Below are 24,132 nucleotides of genomic sequence, written 5' to 3'. Positions count from 1 at the left end.
GCCAGGAATTCTCTCAATAAATATAACTAATGAAAAACAATAATAGTAATTACTTACATTGACAAAGTAAAGATATCGGAGGAGTTTTGGTTCAAAATCCGATATAGGAATAAAATTTATAAGTCTATTTAATTTTAATAAAATCACTAAAAAATGAAAAAAATAATCATCCTATTTTCCATTCTATTTGTTGGAATATCTACAAATGCACAAAAGAAAAAAGCAAATCCAAGTAACGACTGTTATGTAGATACAGCTACTGCTCAATTTAATTTGTCAGAAAACAATAAGGTTACATTAAATAAATTTTTAGCAGAAAGAGAAAAAGATCGTGCAGCTGTTCTTAAAAAGTTAAGAGCTACTGAAATCACAAAGCAATATGCTAGAACTCAAATGAGAGCCATAAACCAAAAGTACTTTACCAGTCTTTCAAATTTAACTGCTGAATCAAAAAAAGTAGTGATGGAGTTTGAGAAGGAAGTAAGAAAAAAGTGTAAATAAAAAAATGACATTTTTTGTCTATCAAAATATTTGTAAAATGAAAAATACATCACTTAATAAAATCATTCAAAAAGGTGCGTTCCTTCTGGCTGTAAACTTTCTTTTTTTGGGAACTCTTGTGGCACAAGAAAAATCTAGGGCTACCTATGTGGATGCAATGAGTGAATTTGCAAAACTAGATAGTAATAAAAACGGAATGCTTGAAAGAACTGAATTGTTTCAAGTTTGGAAGCTGATTAGAAAATATGATACAGATAATGATCTTAAAATCAGTAAAGAGGAATTTTCTAAATATGAAATTCCTTATCTTAAAACAAATGAAGATCTTATCTTAAATGTAAAGTACAAAACTACTAAAGAAGAAGATTTGTATTTAGATATTTATTATCCGGCTGTACATAAAGAAGGAGAAAAAATTCCTTTTGTATTATATACTCATGGAGGTGGGTGGTTTGCCGGGAGTAAAGAAAATATAGCAAGATCTCCGTTAAAAGAACCTTTTTTAGAGCTTGTTAAGAAAGGGTTTGCAGTGGTTTCTGTAAACTATCGTTTGGTAAAGCATAAGTCTGTACTTATGAGAGATTGTGTAATAGATGCGATGGATGCAGTACGTTACATTTCTAAAAACAGCAATAATTTAGGTTTAGATAGTAATAGAGTATTTGTGTTGGGAGATTCTGCAGGAGGGCACATTGCACAAATGATTACGTTGGCAGATCCTAATGAGTTTAAAGGTGATTATAATCTTTATGGAAACCCATATAAAGTAATTGCTGGAGTTTCTTGGTATGGACCATCAGACTTTACGATTAAAGAATTGTTTGTAACTAAAGATGCTACCAAGGAGGCCGATAGATTTAGTTCTAGGATTACAAAAAAGGAGAAAAATTCTTCTAAAATAAAAGAGATGTATAAAGAAATGAGTCCCATCTTTTATTTGACTCCAAACAGTCCTCCTTTGTATATGATGGCAGCAGAAAATGATACTACTATACCAGTAGCTCATGCGTATCACATGAAAAAAAGGGCAGATGAAATAGGAGCACCAGTCTCCATTTTAACTGTTAAAAATGCAGGGCATAATTGGAGGAAATCAGGAGGAAACATTGACCCTACTTTAGAAACCATTGTTCAAAAAACAGTAAACTTTTTATCAACTTATAATTAACAAAAAATAACTAACCAAAATAAATAATAACTTAAACATTAAAGTCATGAAAAAAAATTACAAAAACGTAAAAAGAACATTAGGTATGTTCGCAACAATCCTTATAACAGGGGTGTCACAAGCAAATGCACAAGTGGCGACAGAGTACACTTATAATTTAAGAACTGCTTCTGATAGTACTTATGTTGCTGGAGCAATTACACTTATTTCTGATGAAATAACAAAAGAAGGGACTACATTCAAAATTCAAGCTATAGTTACTCCATCATCTACAGCAGGTTCATCATATGTAGAGAGCAATGCCAGCAATAGATGGGGAGTTGATGGTGCTACTATTGATGCAAACTTAGGAGAGTCTGCAACAATAAATGCAATTAGTGTTGTAGATTTTAATGCAAATGGAACTGGTTATTTAGAAAGCTCTATTTCAAATTTACATTTTGATGGAATTACGGTAAGAGGAGGAGATAATCAGTCAGTGGACAACCCTTCAATCACGGTTGATGGTGTAAATTCGGGTACTTACGACATAGGTCAAACAGTAAGTACTACAGAGACTATTACATTTGGTGTACCGTTTGTAAATCTTGCAGGAGAATCTTTTACAGTAGGAAGTGATAATGATGTTACTAGCATCACAATGACTACTGCAGATTCACCTTCTTTCAAGAATACATATCAAATTGTAGGAACTAATGTGTCATATACATTTACAACTGATGCGTTACTATCTTCAGAAAACATAAAAAAAGATGGTTTAACTATTTTTCCAACAGTTGTAGAAAGCACTTTTACAGTAAACAAAGAATTTGAAAGCTTAAAGATTATAGACATTACAGGTAAAACAGTAAAGTTGTTTGGTGCTTCTGATTCTTTAGAGGTAACAGGACTTGGTTCTGGTGTATACATTGTTGTGTTAGACTCTAAAACAGAAGGGGTTGTTACAGGTAGATTGATTATCAAATAAATCAATTTTAAAATAGAATTATTAAATGAGAAACAAGTATCAAGAAGTGAAATTTAAGCTTCTTGATACTGCTTTCTTCCAACTAAAATACTCAAATTATCTATAATTTAAATGGTATCAATAGATTAACAGTTTTAAGAAAAATCAGGATAAAAATATTTTCAAGTTTTTATTAAAAAAATAGAACCCTCTTTTATATGAGAAATATAAAATTAAAAAAGCATTGTAATACTTTCATATTGTTTTTCACAGTGTGTGTAATTGTATTGCCATCTGTAGCAACAATCCAAGCTCAAGTTCCCGATTCAGATCAGGGATTAAGAGCAGACTGGATGCGTGGTTCTTGGGGTGCATTGTGGTTGCCAGAGAAAAACTACAATACCAATATTGAAGGGATTCGTATTGATGATTTTTTGACACAAATTAAAGATCTTAGAACAATTGATTATATTCAAGTTGCTTTGACTAGCCCTAATATTTATTCTCCTGTACATACAGCTCCTCATGATATTATAGAAAGTTTGTGGGAAAACGACACAGATTCAAATGGTAAACTAATCAATTTAGTGGTGCCACGTGCATCTGTCGATGATCCTTTTTTAAGTTGGCTTAAGGCTATTAAGGCGGCAGGATTAAAAACAGAGGTGTATGTGAATTCATACAATTTATTAGCTCGTTTTCCTGACAATATCCCTGATGATTATCCAGAGCTTTCCGAAAGATGGGAAGCGTATTGTGATACAAATGCTACTGTTCAGAGTTTCATAAATAATCATCCTTATATTGAAGAAGGAAATCCAGATGTTCGAAAATACATGTTTTGTTATGCAGAGTTTATTCTTAAAGAGTATGCTATTCGTTATGGTGATTTGATAGATGCTTGGTGTTTTGATTCCGCAGACAATATTATGGAAGAGGAATGTGGAGACAACCCAGCGTCTGATGATATAGATGATCAGAGAGTCTACCAAGCTTTTGCCGATGCTGTACATGCGGGTAATCCTAATGCGGCAATTGCATTTAATAACAGTGTTGGTGAAAGAGAGGGGAATCCATTTTCAACAGCAACTTTTTTTGATGATTATTCATTCGGACATCCTTTTGGTGGTGCTGGTAATATGGTAGTTCCAGAAGTTTTGTATACCTATAATTTTGGTATAATTGATTGGATGGGAAACAATAATGGTTATGCTTTTAGAGATGATACTAGAGATTGGAATGACAATGTAGTAGGTCATTTCTTTCCAAAGCAGAGTACTACATCTTGGAATGCTGGTGCAGCAGCTTGTTTGACCGATAATCAATTTGTAGCATGGACAAGTACAGGAATTATAAATGGAGGAGCTATTACATGGGGAACACCTTTGGTAAGAACAAACTTAGAGAATGCACCCATTCTTACACTTCAACCTTATGCACTTACCCAGTTAACGTTGACAGATAATTATTTAAAACAGTTTCAAGCACCAGGAGCACCAAATTGGGCAAGACAATATACTATTTTACCTCCTGCTTATAAAGGGATACCTTATACACACACACTAACAGAAGGTATTGACTTTTGGGATCCAGAAGGAGATACGATTACAGCACTTTTAGCTCTTGATAATTATCCGTCTTGGCTAACTATCACAGAGACAACAGCAGGTGTTTGGACATTGAGCGGTGTACCTAACGAAGCAAAAGATACGGATTATGAATTTAAATTAGCGATTAGTGATGTGTCTGAAACGGCTGTTAGGACGGTAGAATTAAATGTTTTTGAAGATCATACACCAGAGCCAATCACAGTAGATGTAGAAATAAAAGCAGCAGCTAGTACCAATTATGGAATAGACAATATAGCAACAATGTATTCCGAAATTCAAACAGCTCCCGATGAGAAGGCAACGTATAAAATCTCAATAGATGTTATACCACCTAGCAATAAAGCAATAATTTCTGGAATTTCAGGAGGTACGGCTACTGTTTATTCATGGGGTGTTGGCGATGGAACAAACGCGAATAGTGATGATATATTTACTGGAAGTGATAATGAATGGGTGGAAACCATTGGAGATGTTCAAATATTAGATTTTAACGCTAACGGTGGAGGTTTTAGTTTAGAAGATATTTCAACTTCTTTTAGCACAATAACTATCGCAAACGCACATTCGTCAAATGATGATGTTTCGTTTAAAAAAGACGGAGTTACATTCTCACATGGAAAGTTGTCAGATCAAACCCAAATAATAGATTTAAAAACTGTTTTTAATACAGATACCATTCCTTATTTTGGTGTAGGTACAGGTAACACTGAAGCAACTAATAAATGGTCTATAGAAGGAATTTCAGTAGCTGTTCAGTTTAGTACAGATACACTTTCTGTTGTTGAGGTAATACAAGAGGAAGAATTGGCACTTAAATTATTTCCGAATCCCACATTTGATGAGGTTTCTTTTAATATTGATCCTAAAAAAGTTAATGTTTATGATGTCAGTGGGAAACTATTGAAGAACGATGTTTCTGGATCAACAACGATGAATGTTTCTGATTTGAACACAGGAGTTTATATTGTTAAATTTTTTAGCAAACAAGGAACTGTATTCTTGAAGAGACTTATAAAAAGAAAAGAATAATAAGTAGAAAATAAACAAAAACAAAACAAATATTAATCATGATAAAAAAAATAACATTAGCTGTTTTTAGTCTAGTACTATCATTGGGGTTTTTAGCACAGGCACAATCTAAAAACGAAAAACCAAACATCATTTTTATTTTTGCCGATGATTGGGGCTATGGTGATATCAGTGCTCATGGAAGTAATTGGATAGAGACTCCACACATTGATAAAATGATTAGTAAGGGAATGGATTTTGCCAATTTTACGGTAAACAGTCCAGTTTGTTCACCAAGTAGGGTAGCTGTAATGACAGGACAGTTTCCTGCAAGACAATCTATTCATCAACATTTTCAAGGGTGGAAAGCTCATAAAAAAAGAGGCATGCCAGATTGGATGGATCCTACGGATATTTCTTTACCTAGAGCATTCCAAGAGGCAGGTTATAAAACTGCTCACTTTGGAAAATGGCACCTAGGATGGTCTTCTAAAGATGCTCCTAAAGAAAGTGAATATGGATATGATGAGTATGCTACTTTTAATGGGTCTAAAACTATCAATATTCCTAAATCAGGTTCTATAGGTGTTGATTATGCTGAAAAATTCATTAAAAAAAATAAAAACAAACCATTTTTTATCAACTTATGGTTACATGAAGCTCATACAGCACATTATCCACAAGAAAGATTTATGGATAAGTTTGGCAAACTAGACAAACAAAAACAAGTGTATGCATCAGTAATTGCTGAAGGAGATGAAGCAGTAGGTAGAATTATGAACTTGTTAAAAGAGTTAGATATTGATGATAATACATTAGTTGTGTTTTCTACCGATAATGGTCCGGAATGGGAAGGTTCAGAAAAAGAAAAACTACATAAAGGTGATGAAGAAAATGGAGTAGCAGGGCTTGGAAAGTATTATTCAGTAGGAGAAACAGGTGGGTTAAAAGGTCAAAAAAGATCTTTGTTTGCAGGAGGTGTTCGTGTACCGTTTGTAGCTATGTGGCCTAATGTAATTCCTAAAGGTGTTGAAAATAAAACTGCTGTAGTAACTGCTGTAGATTTATTACCAACTTTTTATGAAGCTGCAGGTCTTAAATTGCCAAAAGAGTATCAACCAGATGGAGAGAGTATCATGTCAGCTTTTAAGGGAAAAAGTTTTAAAAGATCTAAATCTATTTTTTGGGAATGGAGAGGTGGATCTAGCCATGAATATACTTGGCCTTCACTTGGGGTTAGAAATGGTGATTGGAAATTAGTAGTAGATCCTGAAACGAACAAGTACGAATTATACAATGAAGTAGAAGATTGGAAAGAGCAAAATAATTTGGCTTCTAAATATCCTAAAAAAGTAGAGGAATTAGTAGCAGAAGTAACGGCTTGGAAAGCAACATTACCTTTAGCACCTAGAGAAACGTGTATGTCTGTTGTAAGAGGAAAGTCAAAAAAGGCTCCTAAAAATACAGATAAAAAGAAAAAAGCAAAAAAGAATAAACAAGAATAAGGTTTTTTAAATCTATTAAGAAAAAGCAGAATGAAACAGATCTTAAAAATTACATCAATCCTTCTTTTAGTTCTTATAGTGGTGAGCTGTAAACAAAAGCCTAAGAAGGATAGTGAGAAAAAGTCAGCTTTAACGTATGAAGAAATGAATGCGGCCAAAGAAGTTGCAAAAGAAGCTTTTAATGATGCTAAGTATGGAATGTTTATCCATTGGGGATTGTATTCCATTCCTGGAGGAATCTGGAAAGGAAAGAAGATGGAAGAGCTTAAGGGACCAAAAGTAGCTGAATGGATTCAGTTTGGTGCTCGAATTCCAAGAGCTGAGTATGCAAAATTAGCAGATCAGTTTGACCCTATTGAGTTTGATGCAGATGCAGTTGTAAAATTAGCAAAAGATGCAGGAATGAAATATATCGTAATTACATCAAAACATCATGATGGTTTTGCTATGTATGATTCTAAAGTAAGCGAGTATGATATTGTAGATGCTACTCCATACGGTAAAGATGTTGTAGAGCAATTGTACAAAGCATGTAAAAAGTATGACATTGATTTTGGATTGTATTATTCACATAATATTGATTGGAAAGATGCGAACGATTGTGGACTTTCTGAATACATAGCTGCTGGTGGAGAAATACACGATAGAGTGAAACGTAAAGCAGGGGTAAATACTTGGGATCCTAGTCCTAATACATTTACAGAGTATTTAGAAAATAAAGCCTATCCTCAGGTAAAAGAAATCTTAACAAAATTCCCTGATTTGACAACGCTGTGGTATGATTATCCACATTATGTAACTCCTGAAGAAAGTATGAAGTTTTATCAAATTGCATACGATTTACAGCCAAATATGTTGGTGAATTCAAGAGTAGGAAATGATTTAGGAGATTTTGACATTCCTGGTGATAACAAGATACCTCAAGATCATTTAGCAATTACCAAACCATGGCAAACTGTAGGAACAACCAATAATTCTTGGGGTTACAATTCTTATGATCACGATTGGAAATCTGTAAAAGAATTATTGTTTTGGTTAACTGAAATAGTGAGTAAAGGGGGGAATTATATGTTAAATATAGGTCCTAAAGCAACGGGTGAAGTTCCTGTAGAGTCTGTAAACAACTTGTTAGAGGTTGGAAAGTTTTTAGCAGTAAACGGAGAGGCTATTTACAATACTAGAAAGTGGAAAGTAACACATGAAGGTCCAACCAAAATTGAAATGAATGGAACTCATGACAGAGCAAATAATAGTGAGCTAAAGTTTGAATTTACACCAAATGATTTTTGGTTTACTCAAAAAGAAAACACCATTTATGCAATTGCTTTAGAATACCCTAAAGAAAAAGTAGTGATAACGAGTTTGACCAAAGAGCAGTTAGGGAAAGTAAAGTCAGTGAGTATGTTAGGGAGCAATGTTGCTATTGATTGGAAACAAACAGAAGCAGGTTTAGAAGTTGACTTAGGTACAGCGGTAGAGAATCCAAATGGGTATGCTCTTAAAGTTACTTATTAAAAAATTAAAAAATGAATAGAAGAGAATCTTTTAAATTATTAGGGGCACTAGGTTTGGTATCCTTAATACCTGTAAAAACACTTGGTGCAATATTGCAAAGTGGTGGAGAGATATGTAAGGAAGCTTGGGCTAGTTTGGGTAAGTTTACAAGAATACGCTATCAATTTAGATATATAGAACCTATTGCTAATTTACCGAAAGTATTTATTTATGGTGATTCTGTTTCTATAGGGTATACAGAATATGTTAGAGTATCGCTAAAAAATAAAGCATGCGTTTATCGTTTGCATACCAATGGACAATCTAGCGATTATTTTATTCCTCGAATGGAAGCATTGAGAAAAAAAATGTTTGAGCCTTTTTTAAAAGGAGGTTGGGATTTTGAATGGGACGTGATTCATTTTAATGTTGGATTACACGATTTAAAATATTTGGCGGGTAATAAATTAGATAAGGAAAAAGGAACGCAAGTATCAACTTTAGAAGTCTATGAAGAGAATTTGCATAAGATTATTAACTACCTTAATACCACATACCCAAAAGCGAAATTAATTTTTGCCACAACAACTCCAGTTCCAGAAGGAGCAGATGGTAGATTTTCAGGAGATTCAATTAAATATAACGAGGTCGCTTTAAAGGTTATGAAACAGTATCCAGAAGTTGTGGTAAATGATTTAGGTACGTTTTCAATACCTGTTTTAAAGGCACATGGAGTAAAAAAAGGAGATGTTCATTATAATGCAGAAGGTTCTAGATTACAAGGAATTCAAGTGGCTGAAAAAATAGCAAATGCTATTGGTGTAACACCAGTAGAATGCCCCTCAGCAGCTACTATTCAAGCTCAATTTAAAGAGTACGAATCTAAAATAAAAAATAAAAGAAAATAAGTATATGTGGAGTTTTAAAAACATAACAAGTGTATCGTTACTGGTGTTGGTTTTCGGTTTGCAATCGTGCCAATCACAAGATCAAAAAGAGAAAAAACCAAATATTATTTTCTTTTTTACAGATGATCAATCTTATGACACGCAAAAAGATTTTGGAAATTCAAAAGTAAAAACGCCAAACTTAGATGTGTTGGCTAGTAAAGGAGTTGTTTTTTCAAGACATTACAATACCACTGCTATTTGCATGGCAAGTAGAGCGAATGTGATGACGGGGCAATACGAATACAAAACAGGATGTAATTTTGATCATGGTTCTTTAGGAACAAAACAATGGTCTACATCGTATCCTGTATTGTTAAGAAAAGCAGGATACAGAGTAGGTTTTGCAGGTAAATTCGGTTTTTCAGTATCTGACACTAATGGAGGTTGGAAAAAAGAGGGTGAAGTAGCCAAAAAAGATTTTGATTTTTGGGCAGGAGGACCTCATCAAACATCTTACAAAACTATAGAAAATAAATCGTTAGCTAAGTATGCTAAAGAATACCCACATAGTACTCGTGCATACGGAGCAGCAAGTATTGATTTCATAAGAGAATCCGTAAAAGAAGATGAACCTTTTTGTATGAGTGTATTTTTCAAAGCACCTCACAAACCTTCAGAACCAGATCCTATGTTTGACAATGTGTATAAAAACACAGTCTTTGATAAATTACCAAATTACGGACGTGAAGCTGGTAAACATTTGGCAAAACAATCTAGAATGGGGAGACAGTATCCAAGGTTTGTAGAGTGGGGTTATGATAAAGAAGAAACTTACCAGGCTGCCTTGCGTAAATATCATCAATTGATTTATGGAGTAGATTATTCTATAGGAATGGTTTTAGAAGAGTTGAAAAAATTAAATATTGATGAAAATACCATCATTATTTTTTCTTCGGACAATGGTTACTTTAATGGATCTCATGGTTTAGGTTCTAAAGTACTTCCATATGAAGAAGGAGCTAGAACTCCATTAATTATTGTAGACCCTCGTGAGCAACAAAAAAAGAAAATAGGAAGAACAACTTCTCTTACAGGTAATGTAGATATTACAGCAACTATTTTAGATTATGCAGGAGTTAAGATTCCTACAATTTATGATGGTACAAGTTTACTTCCTGTAGTAAAAAATACAAAAACTCAAGTAAGAAAAACGTTGCCTATTGTGCAGGTGTGGGGACCTAAAGCAACACATTGTTTGACTGTATTAAATGACCAATATAAATATGTGTACTGGTATTATAAAGACGAAAAACAAAACTTATATCCAACAGAAGAATTATTTGATGTTGTAAATGATCCTTATGAAATGGTCAATATCGCAAGTAAACCAGAGCATAAAGATCAATTAAATAAAATGAGAGTATTGTATGATCAACAATTAGAACATTGGAAAAAAGAGAGTGTAAATTACAATGGCTATGAACAATATGGATCATTATTTAAAAGAGATGTAAAATAAGAGCATACCAAAAACTAACTATAAAACTAATAACCAAATTATGAAGAAAATTTTAACAGTATTTATCCTTATGATATCTATGTCTGTTTTTTCTCAGGAAAAAGATATTACAGGGGTTGTAACAGATGATACAGGGGAGCCTATGATAGGTGCTTCCTTGTTTATAAAAAAGAGCTCTAGAGGAGCTATGACTGACTTTGATGGAGTTTATTCCATTAGAGCAAAAAAAGGAGATGTAATTACTTTTTCTTATTTAGGAGCAGAAAGTAAAAAAGTAACTGTAGGAGATGCTGACAGAATAGATGTGACATTGAAAAAATATGCAGAAGCACTAGATGAGGTTATTGTTGTTGGGTATGGAACGGTTAAAAAAAGTGACTTAACAGGTTCTGTATCTTCTGTAAAAGCGGAGGAAATTACAAAAACAGGTAGTGTGTCTTTAGATCAGGCTTTAGCAGGAAAAGCATCTGGTGTGGTGGTAAACTCAAATTCAGGTACACCTGGTGCAGGAGCTAACATTACTATTAGAGGGATTAGTACAATATCAAGCAGTCAACCTTTGTATGTTATTGATGGGATTCCGATGGAGAATGACGTTGAAAGCGATTTAAATGGTAACTCAACAGGTGGTTCTGATTTAAGTCCGTTGTCCTTAATCAATCCGTCGGATATTGAGTCTATTGAAATTTTAAAAGATGCATCAGCAACAGCAATTTATGGTTCTAGAGCATCTAACGGTGTTGTCTTAATTACGACAAAATTAGGAGAAATTGGTAAAGGAGTAATTAATGTAACTCATGAATATTCTACGGGGTCTATCGTTAATACTGCTGTAAAGGTTTTTGATGCTAACGAGTATTGGATAAACTTAAATGAAGCACGTATCAATGGAGGTCAGTCACCTATTGATGAAGGGTTGTTGTCATTAGCTCAGGCAGGAGAAGTTCCATCTCAAGACTGGTTGAGTATTCTATTAAGACCAGCAACAACGTCTAATACAAATATAAGTTTTAGCGGAGGAAATAAAGAGACACGTTACTTATTTTCAACCAATGTATTAAACAATACGGGTTTGATAAAAGAGACTAATTTTAAACGTATTCAATCTAGGTTAAACTTAACAACCAATGTGAATAAAAAAGTAAAAATAGGAACTAGAATAACATATTCTTATGTAGATACTGATACACAGGCAACTACTACCAATAACTTTACAACAAGTGGTACATCAAGTATTATAAAGAGAGCACTTCGTTCTAATCCTACAGAATTGTATTATGAAGACGGACTTTATGTTTTTGACGACGAAGATGATGATGATACAATTGATGATGAAAACTTGCAAGTTACACCATTGTCTTTCTTGCAAAATAACGACTGGAACACAAGACAATATCAATTTTTAGGAAATGTGTTTGCTGATTTTCAATTGAGTAAATCGTTGTCTTTTAAAACAACATTAACGTATCAAAATAGAATGTCAAAACAACGCTTTTATCAAAATGATTTAGAAAATATTATAGATGATCCTACAAACAATAAAAAGGGGTGGGCTAAAACTAGTGATGCACAGAACTTAAGTAGTTCTATAACCAACCAGTTAACATACAATAAAAAAATAGGAGGTAACAATCTAAATGTAATATTAGGTCAGTCTGCTGAATGGAGAGAAAGTGAAGGTATTAGAACTTCAAATTACGGTTTTGCTAATGATTTATTGGGGTGGTATGGTTTAGGAACTGCGGGTACTAATGAACAAGACATTGTGTCGTATACAGATTCTAGATTGTTGTCATTCTTTGGTAGAATTAACTATACATACAATAAAAAATGGTTGTTTACACTTACGGGACGTTACGATGGTTCGTCAAAGTTTGCCGAAAATAATAAATATGGTTTTTTCCCTGCAGGAGCAATTGCCTATAAACTTTCACAAGAACAATTTATCAAAGATATAGATGCTATTTCAGAGGCAAAAATAAGATTGAGTTATGGTAGAACAGGTAATCAAGCCATCAATCAATACAATTCTTTAAGTTTATTGACTCCAGATCAGTATGTTAGTGGAGATGGAGCTGGAGGTGAAGATATTACAACTATTTATTACTCAAATCAATTGCCAAACCCAAATTTAAGATGGGAAACCACAGATCAGTTCGATGCAGGTATAGATTTGGCTTTTTTTAGAAACAGAGTTACTTTAACAGCCGATTATTATACAAAGAAAACAAAAGATCTTTTGTTTAAAAACAATGAAGTTCCTTCTCAGTCTGGGCAAACAACATACGCACAAAATTATGGAGTTGTTGATGTACAAGGTTTTGAATTAGGTTTGGGAGTTGATATTATTAGAAACCAGAAGATGACTTGGAATTTTAAAGGGAATTTTTCTGTAGGAAAAGCAACAATGGATGGGTTGATTACAGATTATATAAATGCAGGTTCAGAGGTTAATGGACGTGTAGATGGAGGTACTCAGCGTTTGATTAATGGAGAGGCAATAGGAACATTTTATGGATGGAAAACAGCTGGTATAAGTCAGTTTGATGATTTTGTGGAATTTCAAGGACTTACTTATGAAGATCAGGTGAATTTATACAATTCAGATAGATTAGAAACTTTTACATACATTCCTCGTGAAGACAATTCAATTCCTCAAGAAGACCTTACGCACAGGCCTGGTGAACAATTGTTTGAAGATGTAAACGGAGATGGTATTATTGATAATGAAGATAGACAGGCAATAGGAAACGCTCAGCCAGACGTTACATTTGGTATCAATAATTCTTTTAAAATTGGGAATGTTGATTTTAGTTTCTTTTTTGATGGTCAAGTAGGTAAGGAAGTTGCCAATCTGTTAAATTTTAACCTTTTAACTTTTAGTGACGGACAACAATTGTCATTAGTAAAAGATGCATGGACACCAGAAAATCAAAGTACTTCTTTACCAAAAGTAAAAAGTCAAGGTGGAGCTGCATTTATATTTAGCGACCGTTATGTTGAAGACGCATCATTTGTAAGACTTCAAAATATTACAATAGGATATAATTTTCCTAAAAAACTAGTAGAAAAAATAGGATTAAGTTCTCTTAGAGTTTATGGTTCGGCTAATAATATTTACACATTTACAAAATACACAGGGTTCAGTCCTGATGTAAGTGGATTTGGTAATAACAATTTGGCATTAGGACATGATAATGGAGGATATCCTCCTATAAGAACCATTAGGTTCGGAGTTAATTTGAATTTATAAAAAAGAAGAAGATGAAAAAACAAATCATAAAAAAATCAACAATAATAGGATTGTTATTAATAGCAATTCTGTCGGTTTCCTGTGAAGATTTTTTAATTGAAGAATCAAAAACAGACATTCCATTATCTAGTTTTTATAAAACAGAATCAGATGCTCGTACCGCTACAGATGCCATTTATCAAGCTTTACATAATGGAACTGCAACATCAATTTATGGTCGTTATTGGCCTGTTATTGATTTAGGAACAGATGACCTTATCAATAGAAGACAATTTGAAAATTGGGCAACTCACAATATGGTTGCTACTGATGATTGGTTGGAAACAAACAATCAATACCAAGGTTTATTTACAGGAGTGTCTAGGGCTAACGACGTTTTAAAATACGTGCCTCAAGTTGAAATGGACGAAGCGGATAAAAATGCAATACTTGCAGAAGCGCATGCTTTAAGAGCTTTTTGTTACTTTCAATTGGTTAGAACTTGGGGAGATATGCCTTTGGTTATAAATTCTATAACAGATGCGTCAGATTATAATTTACCGCGTTCAAGCGTAGATGAAGTTTATGATCAAATAATTATTCCAGATTTATTGTTTGCAGAAGAAAACGGATGGGATACTTTGCATGAAGGACGTCTTACAAAATGGTCTGCAAAAGTAATTTTAGCAGATGTGTATTTAACTCGTGCAGGATGGAGAAGAACATCACAAGGAGAAAAGGTTCAAGGTGATGCTGCTAATTGGGCATTAGCAAGTGCAGTAGCAAAAGATGTTATAGAAAACTCTCCCAATTCATTAATTACAGAGCCTTACGTTAATGGTGAGCATACTACTCCAGCTTGTGGTGTGCCATGGATTGAAAGCATGCCATTTTCAGTAGAATCTATGTTTGAAATAGCTTCTACAAATTTTGGTGGTTTAGGTTCTTATCTTTCTCGTGAATGTGTAAATAGAGTAAATGGAAGGTTTTATTGGGGAGCAGGGAATAATAACACACCTTTAGCAGATGAAGGTATTGATCTTACAATTGTGGAAATGGGATGGACTGGAGGAACAACCAACGGAGGAACACTTTTAGTTTCACCAGATTTATATTCTGCATTTGATGAAGAAGGAGATGAAAGAAGAGATTGGGGAATTCTTACAAGATATACAACTTCTGATGGGAGAACTTTTTTATCACAACCACAATTTAGAAAATACATGGATATGGACTTTTTTACAGATGATGGAACTGGTGATGTTGCTTTTCAGCGTACTAATAATAACTTTATTTTATACAGATACGCAGATGCATTGTTGATTTTTGCAGAGGCAGAAAATGAGGTGAATGGACCAACGACTGAAGCATATGCAGCAATAAATGAAATTAGAAACAGAGCAGGGTTGCCAAGTTTATCTGGTTTGTCTCAAGATGAGTTCAGAACAGCAATATTAAAAGAACGTCGTTTAGAATTGCATGCAGAAGTAAAAAGACGTTTTGACTTGATTAGAACTGATAGTTTCGACGAAATGGAGGCAGATTTGATAACTGTATGGAGTACAGAGCAAGGTTCTGCTACAGATATTATTTTAAACACAAACTATGGAACACATTGGCCAGATCATGAATGGTTGTTGCCTATTCCTCAATCAGAAATGAACTTAAATAGTTTAAATGATTGGTATCAAAATGACGGTTATAATTAAGCATTTATAGTGTTAAGTCATGAGTCAATTTTAAAAATAAAACAGTATTAGAGTAAAACATCAAGGCTATATTTTATAGTCTTGTATGTTTTTATAGAAATATACTTTTCTGTTTTTAGGATGTTGTAATCGGACTTTCTAAAACAAAATATTCAAAAATTAAGTACAAACATTATATATAGTTTTAGTTATGAAATCACTTTCGTTTATAATTTTAATGTGTATTTCTGCTTCCCTTTTTTCACAAACAGAAAGTAAAAATATTTTGTTGATACACGCTGCGCAACGTGATTCACAAAATGGAGTCTTCCCTTCTATAGGAAATGAAACGTGGTACGACCAGTTGAGTCAGATGAGTGTATCAGATCCTACAGTAGAATACATAGCGGAATATTTACAAGGACTTTTATCTTTAACGAATGATTATACTGATGTAGAAGTAGATTATAATAGTGTTGGTAATGCAAATTCTATTGCAGATATTTATTACGATCCTCGGTTTAAGGACATCAAATCAATCATAACTAATGGAGATTATAAGTATGTGATTTTATTTGATTCAGAACAGGCTTATGCATACCCAGAAGTTGTTTATGAAGGATGTAAACAGTTTGCCAAACCTATTTTAGAGACTGGAGGAACTCCAATGCTAATGATGTATTATTCAAGTTATGTTGCTGAAGTAGATCAATTAGGAGCGTCTTTGTACCGTGCTGCAAATGGAAATGGAATAGAATTGATTCCTGCAGGTTATGCAATAGATGAAGCTAATTTACAAGGACGAAGAGTTGGGGTAGATAGAGCAGAACAAGCTATGATAAGCGCAAGTGCTATTTATAAGAAAATTACAGGTTTCAATGCAGAAAATGCTAATTATATACCTACTTATGAATACACAGATATAAACTCATCAAGTCAATATTCATTATCTAAGGCAACAATTACAGAACTTGCAACTTATGCTACAAATGCTGTAGATACACATAAAAATATAGAACATTACAATGCTAGTTATCAGAATGATGGAGCTGTGGTTTATAGAGATATAAACGTTACGAATGCACCATTTAATAACAATGTAACTTATTTTTATAAAGGAAGTAGTACGCAAACTATTACTAGTGAAAGATTAGATACTTTGATCAATCACTCATTTACCACTTCAGCAAAAAAACTAGGGAATCAAAATTTTTCTACAAGAGATTGGACCGTTGATGATACTGAGCTTAGACAAAATACTTTTAAGAATCAGGCTAATTTAGGATTGTTTCTTTATGTTGGAGGAAGCGACCCTGGTGCAAATGCACAAGATGTTATCAATTCAAATCAACCCAATGTTGTACCTCTAGTTTTTGATTGGATCAAAGGATTTGAAAGTGTTGGTGGTGTTACTTCTACAACAAATGCTTTAAATGAAGAAGGATGTGCGGCTTTATGGTATAATTATCATTTTAGGGGTTGGAAAACCATTCCTCTTACCATAGGTATGGGGCGTTTAAACGAATACCTACCAAGATTTATTGCTTCTGATGATGCTTTGCATATTTCAGATCCTCTTTTGTATATGAATGCGGCTATGATCATTGCTTCTTCTATGGGAACTAAATTATCCATACCAAATAATTTAAATACAAGAAAAGGAAGTTGGACACAAACAGAGCTTGAAACAGCTATTGAAATGGGGCATGATTTGGTTAAAGAATTAGCTTACATGTCAGAAACTTTTAGTGCTATTCCAGATAGCAATCTTTCCATAGAAACAAAAAAGCTTCCTAAGGTGGTAGTTAATCAAGAATTTAATTATCAGTTAATAGCAAATGGAGGTACAGGATCTTATACTTGGGAATTGATTTCTAGTTCTGTATTGCCTAATGGTATTTCGCTTGCTAGTAACGGTCTTATTTCTGGTACAACTTCCACCGATTTTGAAATTCAAAATATTGCTCTTAAAGTAACAGATGATACTGGAGCTTTTCGGAAAGTGGGACTTAATATAGTTTCAACTTTGGACGGGGGCTTAAGCAATGAATCGTTAGATCAACTATCAGATAAAACAATAACTCTTTTTCCAAACCCAGTTACCAATGGAGAGTTGAATGTTCTATTTCCGGATGATACAAGTAAAGAAGTTACGTTAAAATTGTATACAAATACGGGTAGACTTTTACTTCAAAAAGACTATGGCTTTGGACAAGAAGTAATGCTAAATGTAAACAACATTTCTTCAGGAATATATATTTTAATAATAACAACAGGAACCACAACAAGTGCTCAAAAAGTTGTAGTCAAAAAATAGATGTGAATCCAATTAATGAAACAATTCAGATTTTGTTTCTAATTATACTAAAAATTAGAGAATCATCTAAACAGATTCTCTCTAATAAAAAATGGATGATTGAGAATTATTTTAAAAATAGTTACTCATGCAATTAGAATTAAGTTGTGAAGTGATTTTGTAGGTATTTGATTATTAGTTGTTTGTGTTTTTGTGTCTTTTTTTCTTGTTGTTCAAGTTTTCGAATTGAGTGAATTCAGCAACATAAAGAATGATAAGAGGAATGTAGATTCCTTATGATATTTTCATTTTTGTAATTAACAATTTTACAATACTTAAATTATATAGTAATAATGATGTTGTATTGTAAAATTATTTGTTAAAAAGTTACGTGTTGCAATATTTAAAATTCATTTATTAGAAAAAAGTTTTATATGAAATTACATTTAAAAATAGCCATCTTTCCTTTTGCTTTATTCATGCTGTTTTCGTGCAAGAAAGATTTAACAATTAAAGAATCTTCATTTGTTAAATCATTAGTTCCTGGAGAGTTTATTCTTCCTGCAGAAGAAGGTTGGTGGAATTGGGGGATGTCTCCCATTTATGATGAAGATAATAAATTGCATGTTTTTATGTCTACCATCCCCAATAGCGGTAGTTGGATAAAAGACAGTAAAATTGTTCATTTTGTGGCAGACACACCTAAAGGACCTTATCAATTTGTTGATACTACCTTTTCAAGTCCATCAGCTACGTACCACAACCCACAAGTGTCAAAGGTTGGAGATCGCTATGTTATGGTCTACTTGATAAAGGACAGAACAACTCCACGAATAGCACAGCAGATAGGAATTGCAACCACCAAATCATTAAATGAACCTTGGGTAGAGAGTCCACACAATCCAATTTTAAAAGCTTCTGGTACTATGGACGGAGCAGCTATTATTCATGCTTCAAACCCAACTTTTTTGATAGATGAAGACGGGAAGTATAGAATTTATTACAAATCAATTACAGATAAGTACAAGCCTAATCATTATAGAGAAATTTCAATGGCAGTAAGTGATAATTTAGAAGGGCCTTATAAAAACTATCAAGAAAATCCATTAATTTCTTATGCAGATATGGGAATTGATATAGAAGATCCTTATGCTTTTTATTACAAAGGAATGTACTATTTGATTGTTGAAGATCGTATGGATGTAAAAAGTGCTTTGGAAGGACATCCAAAATCTCTAGGTAAAAAAGAGCATGGAGGAAAACGGCCAGGATTGATTTACCAATCAAAAGACGGAATACATTGGGATAGACCTCAAATAGGTTACAATACAAATAGTCACTATTTCAATCATGAACTAGCAAGAAGCGAACGACCTAATATTTTATGGAAAGACGGAAAGCCGGAGTATTTATTTCTTGCATGTCATGACGAAGATCCAACAGCGGGTTATTTTTTAAAAATAGAAGGTTGGGATTGATAGACTTACAAATTAGTTGGAGTGATTGTTGAAAATTGTAAAAATAAATAGCATGAAAAAGAATATGGATTAACAATCAATGAGGTTGTACAATTTAAAGAATGATATTACAATAATCTTAAAGAAGTTAAGAAACATAAGTAAAAAGAAATATAGGAAACAATATTCCCATAAGTCTATGATAAAAAATGAATCAATGAAAATAAAAACTAATATTCTAATGATTAAATTGTTAATAGTAGTTGGTTTTAGTACTACTATACTTGCTCATGCTCAGCAATACAATAAGAAAAATTATGAGACAGAAGGTACAATCAATACCAATCTAAAAAGCCAGAATAAAACACTAAGATTGTGGTACAACGAGCCTACTCCTGATAATGATAAGGGCTGGGTAAATCGTTCAATACCCATGGGAAATGGGTATATGGGAGTGAATGTTTTTGGAGGCACGGCAACAGAAAGAATTCAAATTACTGAAAATAGTTTGTATGAAAGCGATGGAGATCGTGGACTTAGACGTAGAGGTTTAAACAATTTTTCGGAGGTCTATATTGATTTTAATCACAACAATGTCAGTGGTTACCATCAAGAGTTAAACTTAAACAAAGGAATTTCGTCTGTAGAATACGAGCAAGACGGTGTAAAATACTCAAGAGAATATTTTACCAGTTATCCTGATAAGGTAATGGTAATCCGTTTAAACGCTTCCAAAAAAGGAAAATTATCATTTACACTTCGTCCTACAATTCCTTTTTTAGGGGAGGGAAAATCGGGATCTGTTTCGGCTAAATCAGATATTATTACGCTTTCTGGAGTAATGAATTATTATAAGATAAAGTTTGAGGGGCAGTTCAAAGTCATTCCGCAAGGAGGAACAATGAAAGCAACAAAAAGTGGAACGATCAAGGTTTCTGATGCTAATAGTGCCGTAGTTCTGATAGCGGTTGGAACCAATTATCAACTAGACCCTCAAGTATTTTTAACAAATAATCCAGCTAAAAAATTAGAAGGTTTCCCGAATCCACACGATAAGGTAACGAAGTATATGATAGAGGCTTCTACGAAGTCTTATGAGGAGTTGTTAGCAAGTCATCAAGCTGATTATAAGGAACTTTATGATAGAGTAAATCTTAATCTTGGAGCTGTAGAACCAATGATTCCTACGAACGAATTGGTTGATGCTTATCCTACAGGTGATTCAAGTCGATACCTTGAGGAGCTTGCATTTCAGTATGGACGTTATATGTTGATATGTTCTTCTAGAAAAGGTACACTTCCTCCACATTTACAAGGTATTTGGAATGTTTACGAAAGACCGCCATGGTCGTCTCAATACTTGCATGATACAAATTTACAGATGGCTTATGCACCTGTTTTTTCTACCAATTTGTCAGAATTGTTTGAGTCTTATGTAGATTATTTCAAAGCTTTTGAACCTCGTCAGCGTTTGTATGCAACTCAGTACGTTAAGCAATATAACAGTGAACAGTTAGATGTGAATGGAGACAATGGCTGGTCTGGACCATTTTGGAGCAATCCCTACAGTGTTCCTGGAAAATCACCTGTTGCTGGTTTTGGTACAGGTTCTTGGATTTCCTTATTGTTTTGGGATTATTATGATTACACGCGTAACGATTCGTTGTTAGCAGATAAGGTATATCCAGTACTTTACAACCAAGCTAACTTTGTGTCTCGTTTTGTGAAAAATGTTGATGGTGTTTTATTGTCCAATCCGTCTTCAAGTCCAGAACAAAAGCTTCGTAATACTATTGGTACTACCTTTGATCAACAAATGTTCTATGAAAATCATCATAATACCTTAAAAGCAGCAGAAATATTGAATCGTTCTGATGCTAGATTAGCTACTTATAAAAAACAGTTACCTCTCTTAGATCCTATTCAGATTGGAAAATCAGGACAAATTAAAGAGTTTCGTCAAGAAAATTACTTTAATGATATCGGTGATCCAAACCATCGACACTCGTCAATGTTGTTAGGTTTATATCCTGGGCAATTGATCAATGATAAAACACCTGCTTGGCTAGATGCTGCCAAATTTAGCTTGATAAAACGTTCTCATAAAACCAACGTTGGGTGGGCACGAGCTGAAAGAATAGCCATGTGGGCACGCGTACACGATGGGGAAGAAGCTTATTCTTATTACAAAGAATTATTGGGTGAAAACTACATGCATAACTTGTTTAATGATCATCGTGGAGATCCCTTGTTTCAAGCGGATGCGAATTACGGTGCTACTGCTGGAGTAGCTGAAATGCTTTTACAGAGTCAAGACTATACCATTGCTCCATTAACTGCTTTGCCAACAACATGGTCTGAGGGGAGTTATCAAGGTTTGCTAGCTCGTGGAAATTTTGAGGTTTCAGCACAGTGGTCTAATAATCATGCTGATGTTTTAGAAATTTTATCAAAATCAGGCGGGGTATTAGAGTTGAAATATCCTAATGTTTCTAAGGCTATCATTAAGACCAAATTGGGTAAAACAGTAGTGTTTGATGTTGTTGATAGCGATTGTATCAATGTTAAGACAATAAAAGGAGATAGTTATGTGATAACCAATATACCAAAGGTTATTCCAGTAAAGGCTCCAACAGATTTAAAAATAAAAAATAATACGAAAGCAACCCAAATTTTACTTTCGTGGAATGGTATTACAGATGCAGCATCATACAATGTTTATAGAGCGGTAGGTAATACATCTGATTATGAGTTGATAGCCTCTAAAGTTGTGGGCACAGACTTTGTTTGTGAAAATTCAAACCTAGAAAAAATCAATCAGATGATGTTTAAAGTTACTGCAGTAAATAATAACGGACGTGAGAGTGAAAAAGGAGCTGTAGGAATATGGTTATTGCCTTAAAAAATAAATAATTGAACATGAGAATACATAGAAACATTAGCTGTGCGTTTATTTGTGTAAGTATCATTTTGATGAGCCTTATCAGTTGTGCAAAACATCAAAATAAGGTGCCTTCCTATTTAAAAGGATACGAAGAAATTTATAATCAAAACCCTAGAGAAGCTGCTTTGAAATGGTTTAAAGAGGCTAAATTTGGGATGTTTATCCATTACGGTTTGTTTAGTTTAACAGAAGGATATTGGGGAGACATACATTCAAAACCAGCAGAATGGGTACAATTGCGTGCAAAAATCAGACCTGATGAATACGCAAAATTAGCGGATAAATTTACTGCTGAAAATTTTGATGCGGATTTTATTACGGATTTAGCGGTTGATGTGGGAATGAAGTACATCAACATTACAACGAGACATCATGATGGCTTTTGTTTGTTTGATACTGAGTATTCAGATTTTAAAAGTACCAACAGTGCTGCAAAACGTGATTTGGTAGCTGAATTAGCGGAACAATGTCATAAAAAAGGATTGGGCTTATTTTTTTATTATTCACACGGTCGTGATTGGAAACACCCTCATGCTCCTAATAGAGAAGAATGGGGAGGAAATCCAAAGCCAGAATACAATCCAAGAGAAGAGTTGTACAAATATGGTGAGGAACATGATTTACAGTTGTATGTAGACTTTATGAAAAATCAGATGACAGAATTGCTAACCAAGTATGGACCTATAGCAGGAATTTGGTTGGATGGTATTGCTGTACCTAGATCTACTCCAGAAAAAGTAGACGAATTAAAAATACAGGAATTATACGATCATATTCATTCACTACAACCTCAAGTACTAGTTTCATACAAGCAAGGAGTGCTTGGAACGGAAGATTTTAAAGCTCCAGAACGTCATTTTAAAGGAACATCAAATGTGCCATTGGAAATATGCAATACTATGCAACCTTATGCCTGGGGATATGATAGAGACAACGATGTAGGGCACAAAACAGCAGATGAAGTAATGGAAATGTTAGCACATACAAAAGAAATGCAAGCAAACTTGTTACTGAATATAGGTCCATTACCGGATGGTACCGTTTTTCCTGATGATGTTGAAACCTTAAAAAAAGTAGGGAAACGTTTAAAACAGTAAATACTAAAAAATACAACATGAATATTAAATTAATTTTAGGGGTATCGTTGTTTTTAACGTTTTCATTAAATGCAGAAAGTCAAACAACTACTCATAAAAGTCCTAATATTATATACATATTAGCAGATGATTTAGGAATAGGCGATTTGAGTGTTTACAATGAAAACAGTAAAATTCAGACTCCTCATTTAGACCAATTGGCCGCTGATGGAATGCGGTTTACAGATGCTCATACCTCTTCATCTGTTTGTACACCTACCAGATATGGAATTTTAACAGGTAGATACAATTGGAGAACACCTTTAAAGCAGTTTGTAACATGGGGAAATTCACCAATGTTGATTAAAGATGACAGAGCAACTGTTGCAGACATACTACAACAAAATGGTTATAACACAGCCAATATTGGAAAATGGCATTTGGGCTTGAATTGGTCTATGAAAAATGGAAATGAAGAGTTTGATTATTTTTCAGGTATTAAAGATAGATTCAAAGCCCACCAAATGGATTATTCCAAGCCATTAAAAAAAGGAGCTCTAGACCTAGGTTTTGACTATTCATTCATGATTCCTGCTTCATTAAACATGCCTCCTTTTGTCTATTTAGAGAATGACAAAGTGGTAAAAGAACCAACAGGAATATCTGTGCAAAAAAGATCAGAAAATAAATATGCTTATTGGATAAAAGGACCTGTTTCTGGTGATTTTGTTCATGAAGAAGTATTGCCAGTTTTTGTAGATAAAACAGTTTCTTATATCAAAGAAAAGGCAAAAGATG

At 33.7% G+C, this 24,132-nt stretch carries 15 protein-coding genes; all 15 read left to right on the top strand.

The genetic code is table 11. From position 1 onward, the window contains the following. Positions 1-153: 153 nt before the first annotated feature. Positions 154-501 (top strand): hypothetical protein, encoded by a 348-nt coding sequence (locus tag Q4548_RS07740; protein ID WP_303453353.1) that lies wholly within the window; start codon positions 154-156, stop codon positions 499-501. A gap of 37 nt (positions 502-538) precedes the next feature. Further along, positions 539-1,669: an alpha/beta hydrolase fold domain-containing protein gene (locus Q4548_RS07735; RefSeq protein ID WP_303453351.1), complete on the top strand. Its 1,131-nt coding sequence runs from the start codon at positions 539-541 to the stop codon at positions 1,667-1,669. A gap of 46 nt (positions 1,670-1,715) precedes the next feature. Then, the gene (locus tag Q4548_RS07730) at positions 1,716-2,636 is read left to right on the top strand and encodes a T9SS type A sorting domain-containing protein (RefSeq protein WP_303453349.1); all 921 of its coding nucleotides are present in this window, start codon (positions 1,716-1,718) and stop codon (positions 2,634-2,636) included. Between the two features lie 197 nt (positions 2,637-2,833). Continuing rightward, the gene (locus Q4548_RS07725) at positions 2,834-5,254 is read left to right on the top strand and encodes a T9SS type A sorting domain-containing protein (RefSeq protein ID WP_303453347.1); all 2,421 of its coding nucleotides are present in this window, start codon (positions 2,834-2,836) and stop codon (positions 5,252-5,254) included. A 38-nt stretch (positions 5,255-5,292) separates the two neighbouring features. Next, a complete protein-coding gene (locus tag Q4548_RS07720; RefSeq protein ID WP_303453345.1) occupies positions 5,293-6,738 on the top strand; it encodes a sulfatase-like hydrolase/transferase in 1,446 nt (481 codons plus the stop codon). A 30-nt stretch (positions 6,739-6,768) separates the two neighbouring features. After that, complete coding sequence (locus Q4548_RS07715; RefSeq protein ID WP_303453343.1) at positions 6,769-8,253, top strand: alpha-L-fucosidase; 1,485 nt, start codon at positions 6,769-6,771, stop codon at positions 8,251-8,253. Positions 8,254-8,264: 11 nt separating this feature from the next. Beyond that, the gene (locus tag Q4548_RS07710) at positions 8,265-9,140 is read left to right on the top strand and encodes an SGNH/GDSL hydrolase family protein (RefSeq protein ID WP_303453341.1); all 876 of its coding nucleotides are present in this window, start codon (positions 8,265-8,267) and stop codon (positions 9,138-9,140) included. Between the two features lie 4 nt (positions 9,141-9,144). Continuing rightward, positions 9,145-10,641, top strand: a complete 1,497-nt coding sequence (locus Q4548_RS07705; protein WP_303453340.1) for a sulfatase — start codon at positions 9,145-9,147, stop codon at positions 10,639-10,641. A 40-nt stretch (positions 10,642-10,681) separates the two neighbouring features. Then, positions 10,682-13,894 (top strand): TonB-dependent receptor, encoded by a 3,213-nt coding sequence (locus Q4548_RS07700; RefSeq protein ID WP_303453339.1) that lies wholly within the window; start codon positions 10,682-10,684, stop codon positions 13,892-13,894. 11 nt (positions 13,895-13,905) lie between these two features. Continuing rightward, positions 13,906-15,582, top strand: a complete 1,677-nt coding sequence (locus Q4548_RS07695; protein WP_303453338.1) for a RagB/SusD family nutrient uptake outer membrane protein — start codon at positions 13,906-13,908, stop codon at positions 15,580-15,582. Between the two features lie 190 nt (positions 15,583-15,772). After that, positions 15,773-17,878 carry a T9SS type A sorting domain-containing protein gene (locus Q4548_RS07690; protein WP_303453336.1) on the top strand — a complete coding sequence of 702 codons (2,106 nt, stop codon included), beginning with the start codon at positions 15,773-15,775 and terminating at the stop codon, positions 17,876-17,878. 413 nt (positions 17,879-18,291) lie between these two features. Then, positions 18,292-19,335: a glycoside hydrolase family protein gene (locus Q4548_RS07685; protein WP_303453334.1), complete on the top strand. Its 1,044-nt coding sequence runs from the start codon at positions 18,292-18,294 to the stop codon at positions 19,333-19,335. Between the two features lie 196 nt (positions 19,336-19,531). After that, complete coding sequence (locus tag Q4548_RS07680) at positions 19,532-22,216, top strand: glycoside hydrolase family 95 protein (RefSeq protein WP_303453331.1); 2,685 nt, start codon at positions 19,532-19,534, stop codon at positions 22,214-22,216. Positions 22,217-22,233: 17 nt separating this feature from the next. Next, a complete protein-coding gene (locus Q4548_RS07675) occupies positions 22,234-23,355 on the top strand; it encodes an alpha-L-fucosidase (RefSeq protein WP_303453328.1) in 1,122 nt (373 codons plus the stop codon). Positions 23,356-23,372: 17 nt separating this feature from the next. After that, positions 23,373-24,132 (top strand): sulfatase-like hydrolase/transferase (locus Q4548_RS07670; protein ID WP_303453325.1); only part of this gene is annotated, 760 nt, incomplete at its 3' end.

Source organism: Wenyingzhuangia sp. 2_MG-2023 (assembly GCF_030548295.1).
Taxonomy (GTDB): Bacteria; Bacteroidota; Bacteroidia; order Flavobacteriales; family Flavobacteriaceae; genus Wenyingzhuangia.
Note: the sequence above shows the minus strand (reverse complement) of the source record. Positions and strands in the feature narration are given on the sequence as shown.

Excerpts from the sequence above, each read along its gene's own strand:
- Q4548_RS07740 (WP_303453353.1), top strand. The coding sequence starts at position 154 with ATGAAAAAAATAATCATCCTATTTTCCATTCTATTTGTTGGAATATCT.
- Q4548_RS07735 (WP_303453351.1), top strand. The coding sequence starts at position 539 with ATGAAAAATACATCACTTAATAAAATCATTCAAAAAGGTGCGTTCCTT.
- Q4548_RS07730 (WP_303453349.1), top strand. The coding sequence starts at position 1,716 with ATGAAAAAAAATTACAAAAACGTAAAAAGAACATTAGGTATGTTCGCA.
- Q4548_RS07725 (WP_303453347.1), top strand. The coding sequence starts at position 2,834 with ATGAGAAATATAAAATTAAAAAAGCATTGTAATACTTTCATATTGTTT.
- Q4548_RS07720 (WP_303453345.1), top strand. The coding sequence starts at position 5,293 with ATGATAAAAAAAATAACATTAGCTGTTTTTAGTCTAGTACTATCATTG.
- Q4548_RS07715 (WP_303453343.1), top strand. The coding sequence starts at position 6,769 with ATGAAACAGATCTTAAAAATTACATCAATCCTTCTTTTAGTTCTTATA.
- Q4548_RS07710 (WP_303453341.1), top strand. The coding sequence starts at position 8,265 with ATGAATAGAAGAGAATCTTTTAAATTATTAGGGGCACTAGGTTTGGTA.
- Q4548_RS07705 (WP_303453340.1), top strand. The coding sequence starts at position 9,145 with ATGTGGAGTTTTAAAAACATAACAAGTGTATCGTTACTGGTGTTGGTT.
- Q4548_RS07700 (WP_303453339.1), top strand. The coding sequence starts at position 10,682 with ATGAAGAAAATTTTAACAGTATTTATCCTTATGATATCTATGTCTGTT.
- Q4548_RS07695 (WP_303453338.1), top strand. The coding sequence starts at position 13,906 with ATGAAAAAACAAATCATAAAAAAATCAACAATAATAGGATTGTTATTA.
- Q4548_RS07690 (WP_303453336.1), top strand. The coding sequence starts at position 15,773 with ATGAAATCACTTTCGTTTATAATTTTAATGTGTATTTCTGCTTCCCTT.
- Q4548_RS07685 (WP_303453334.1), top strand. The coding sequence starts at position 18,292 with ATGAAATTACATTTAAAAATAGCCATCTTTCCTTTTGCTTTATTCATG.
- Q4548_RS07680 (WP_303453331.1), top strand. The coding sequence starts at position 19,532 with ATGAAAATAAAAACTAATATTCTAATGATTAAATTGTTAATAGTAGTT.
- Q4548_RS07675 (WP_303453328.1), top strand. The coding sequence starts at position 22,234 with ATGAGAATACATAGAAACATTAGCTGTGCGTTTATTTGTGTAAGTATC.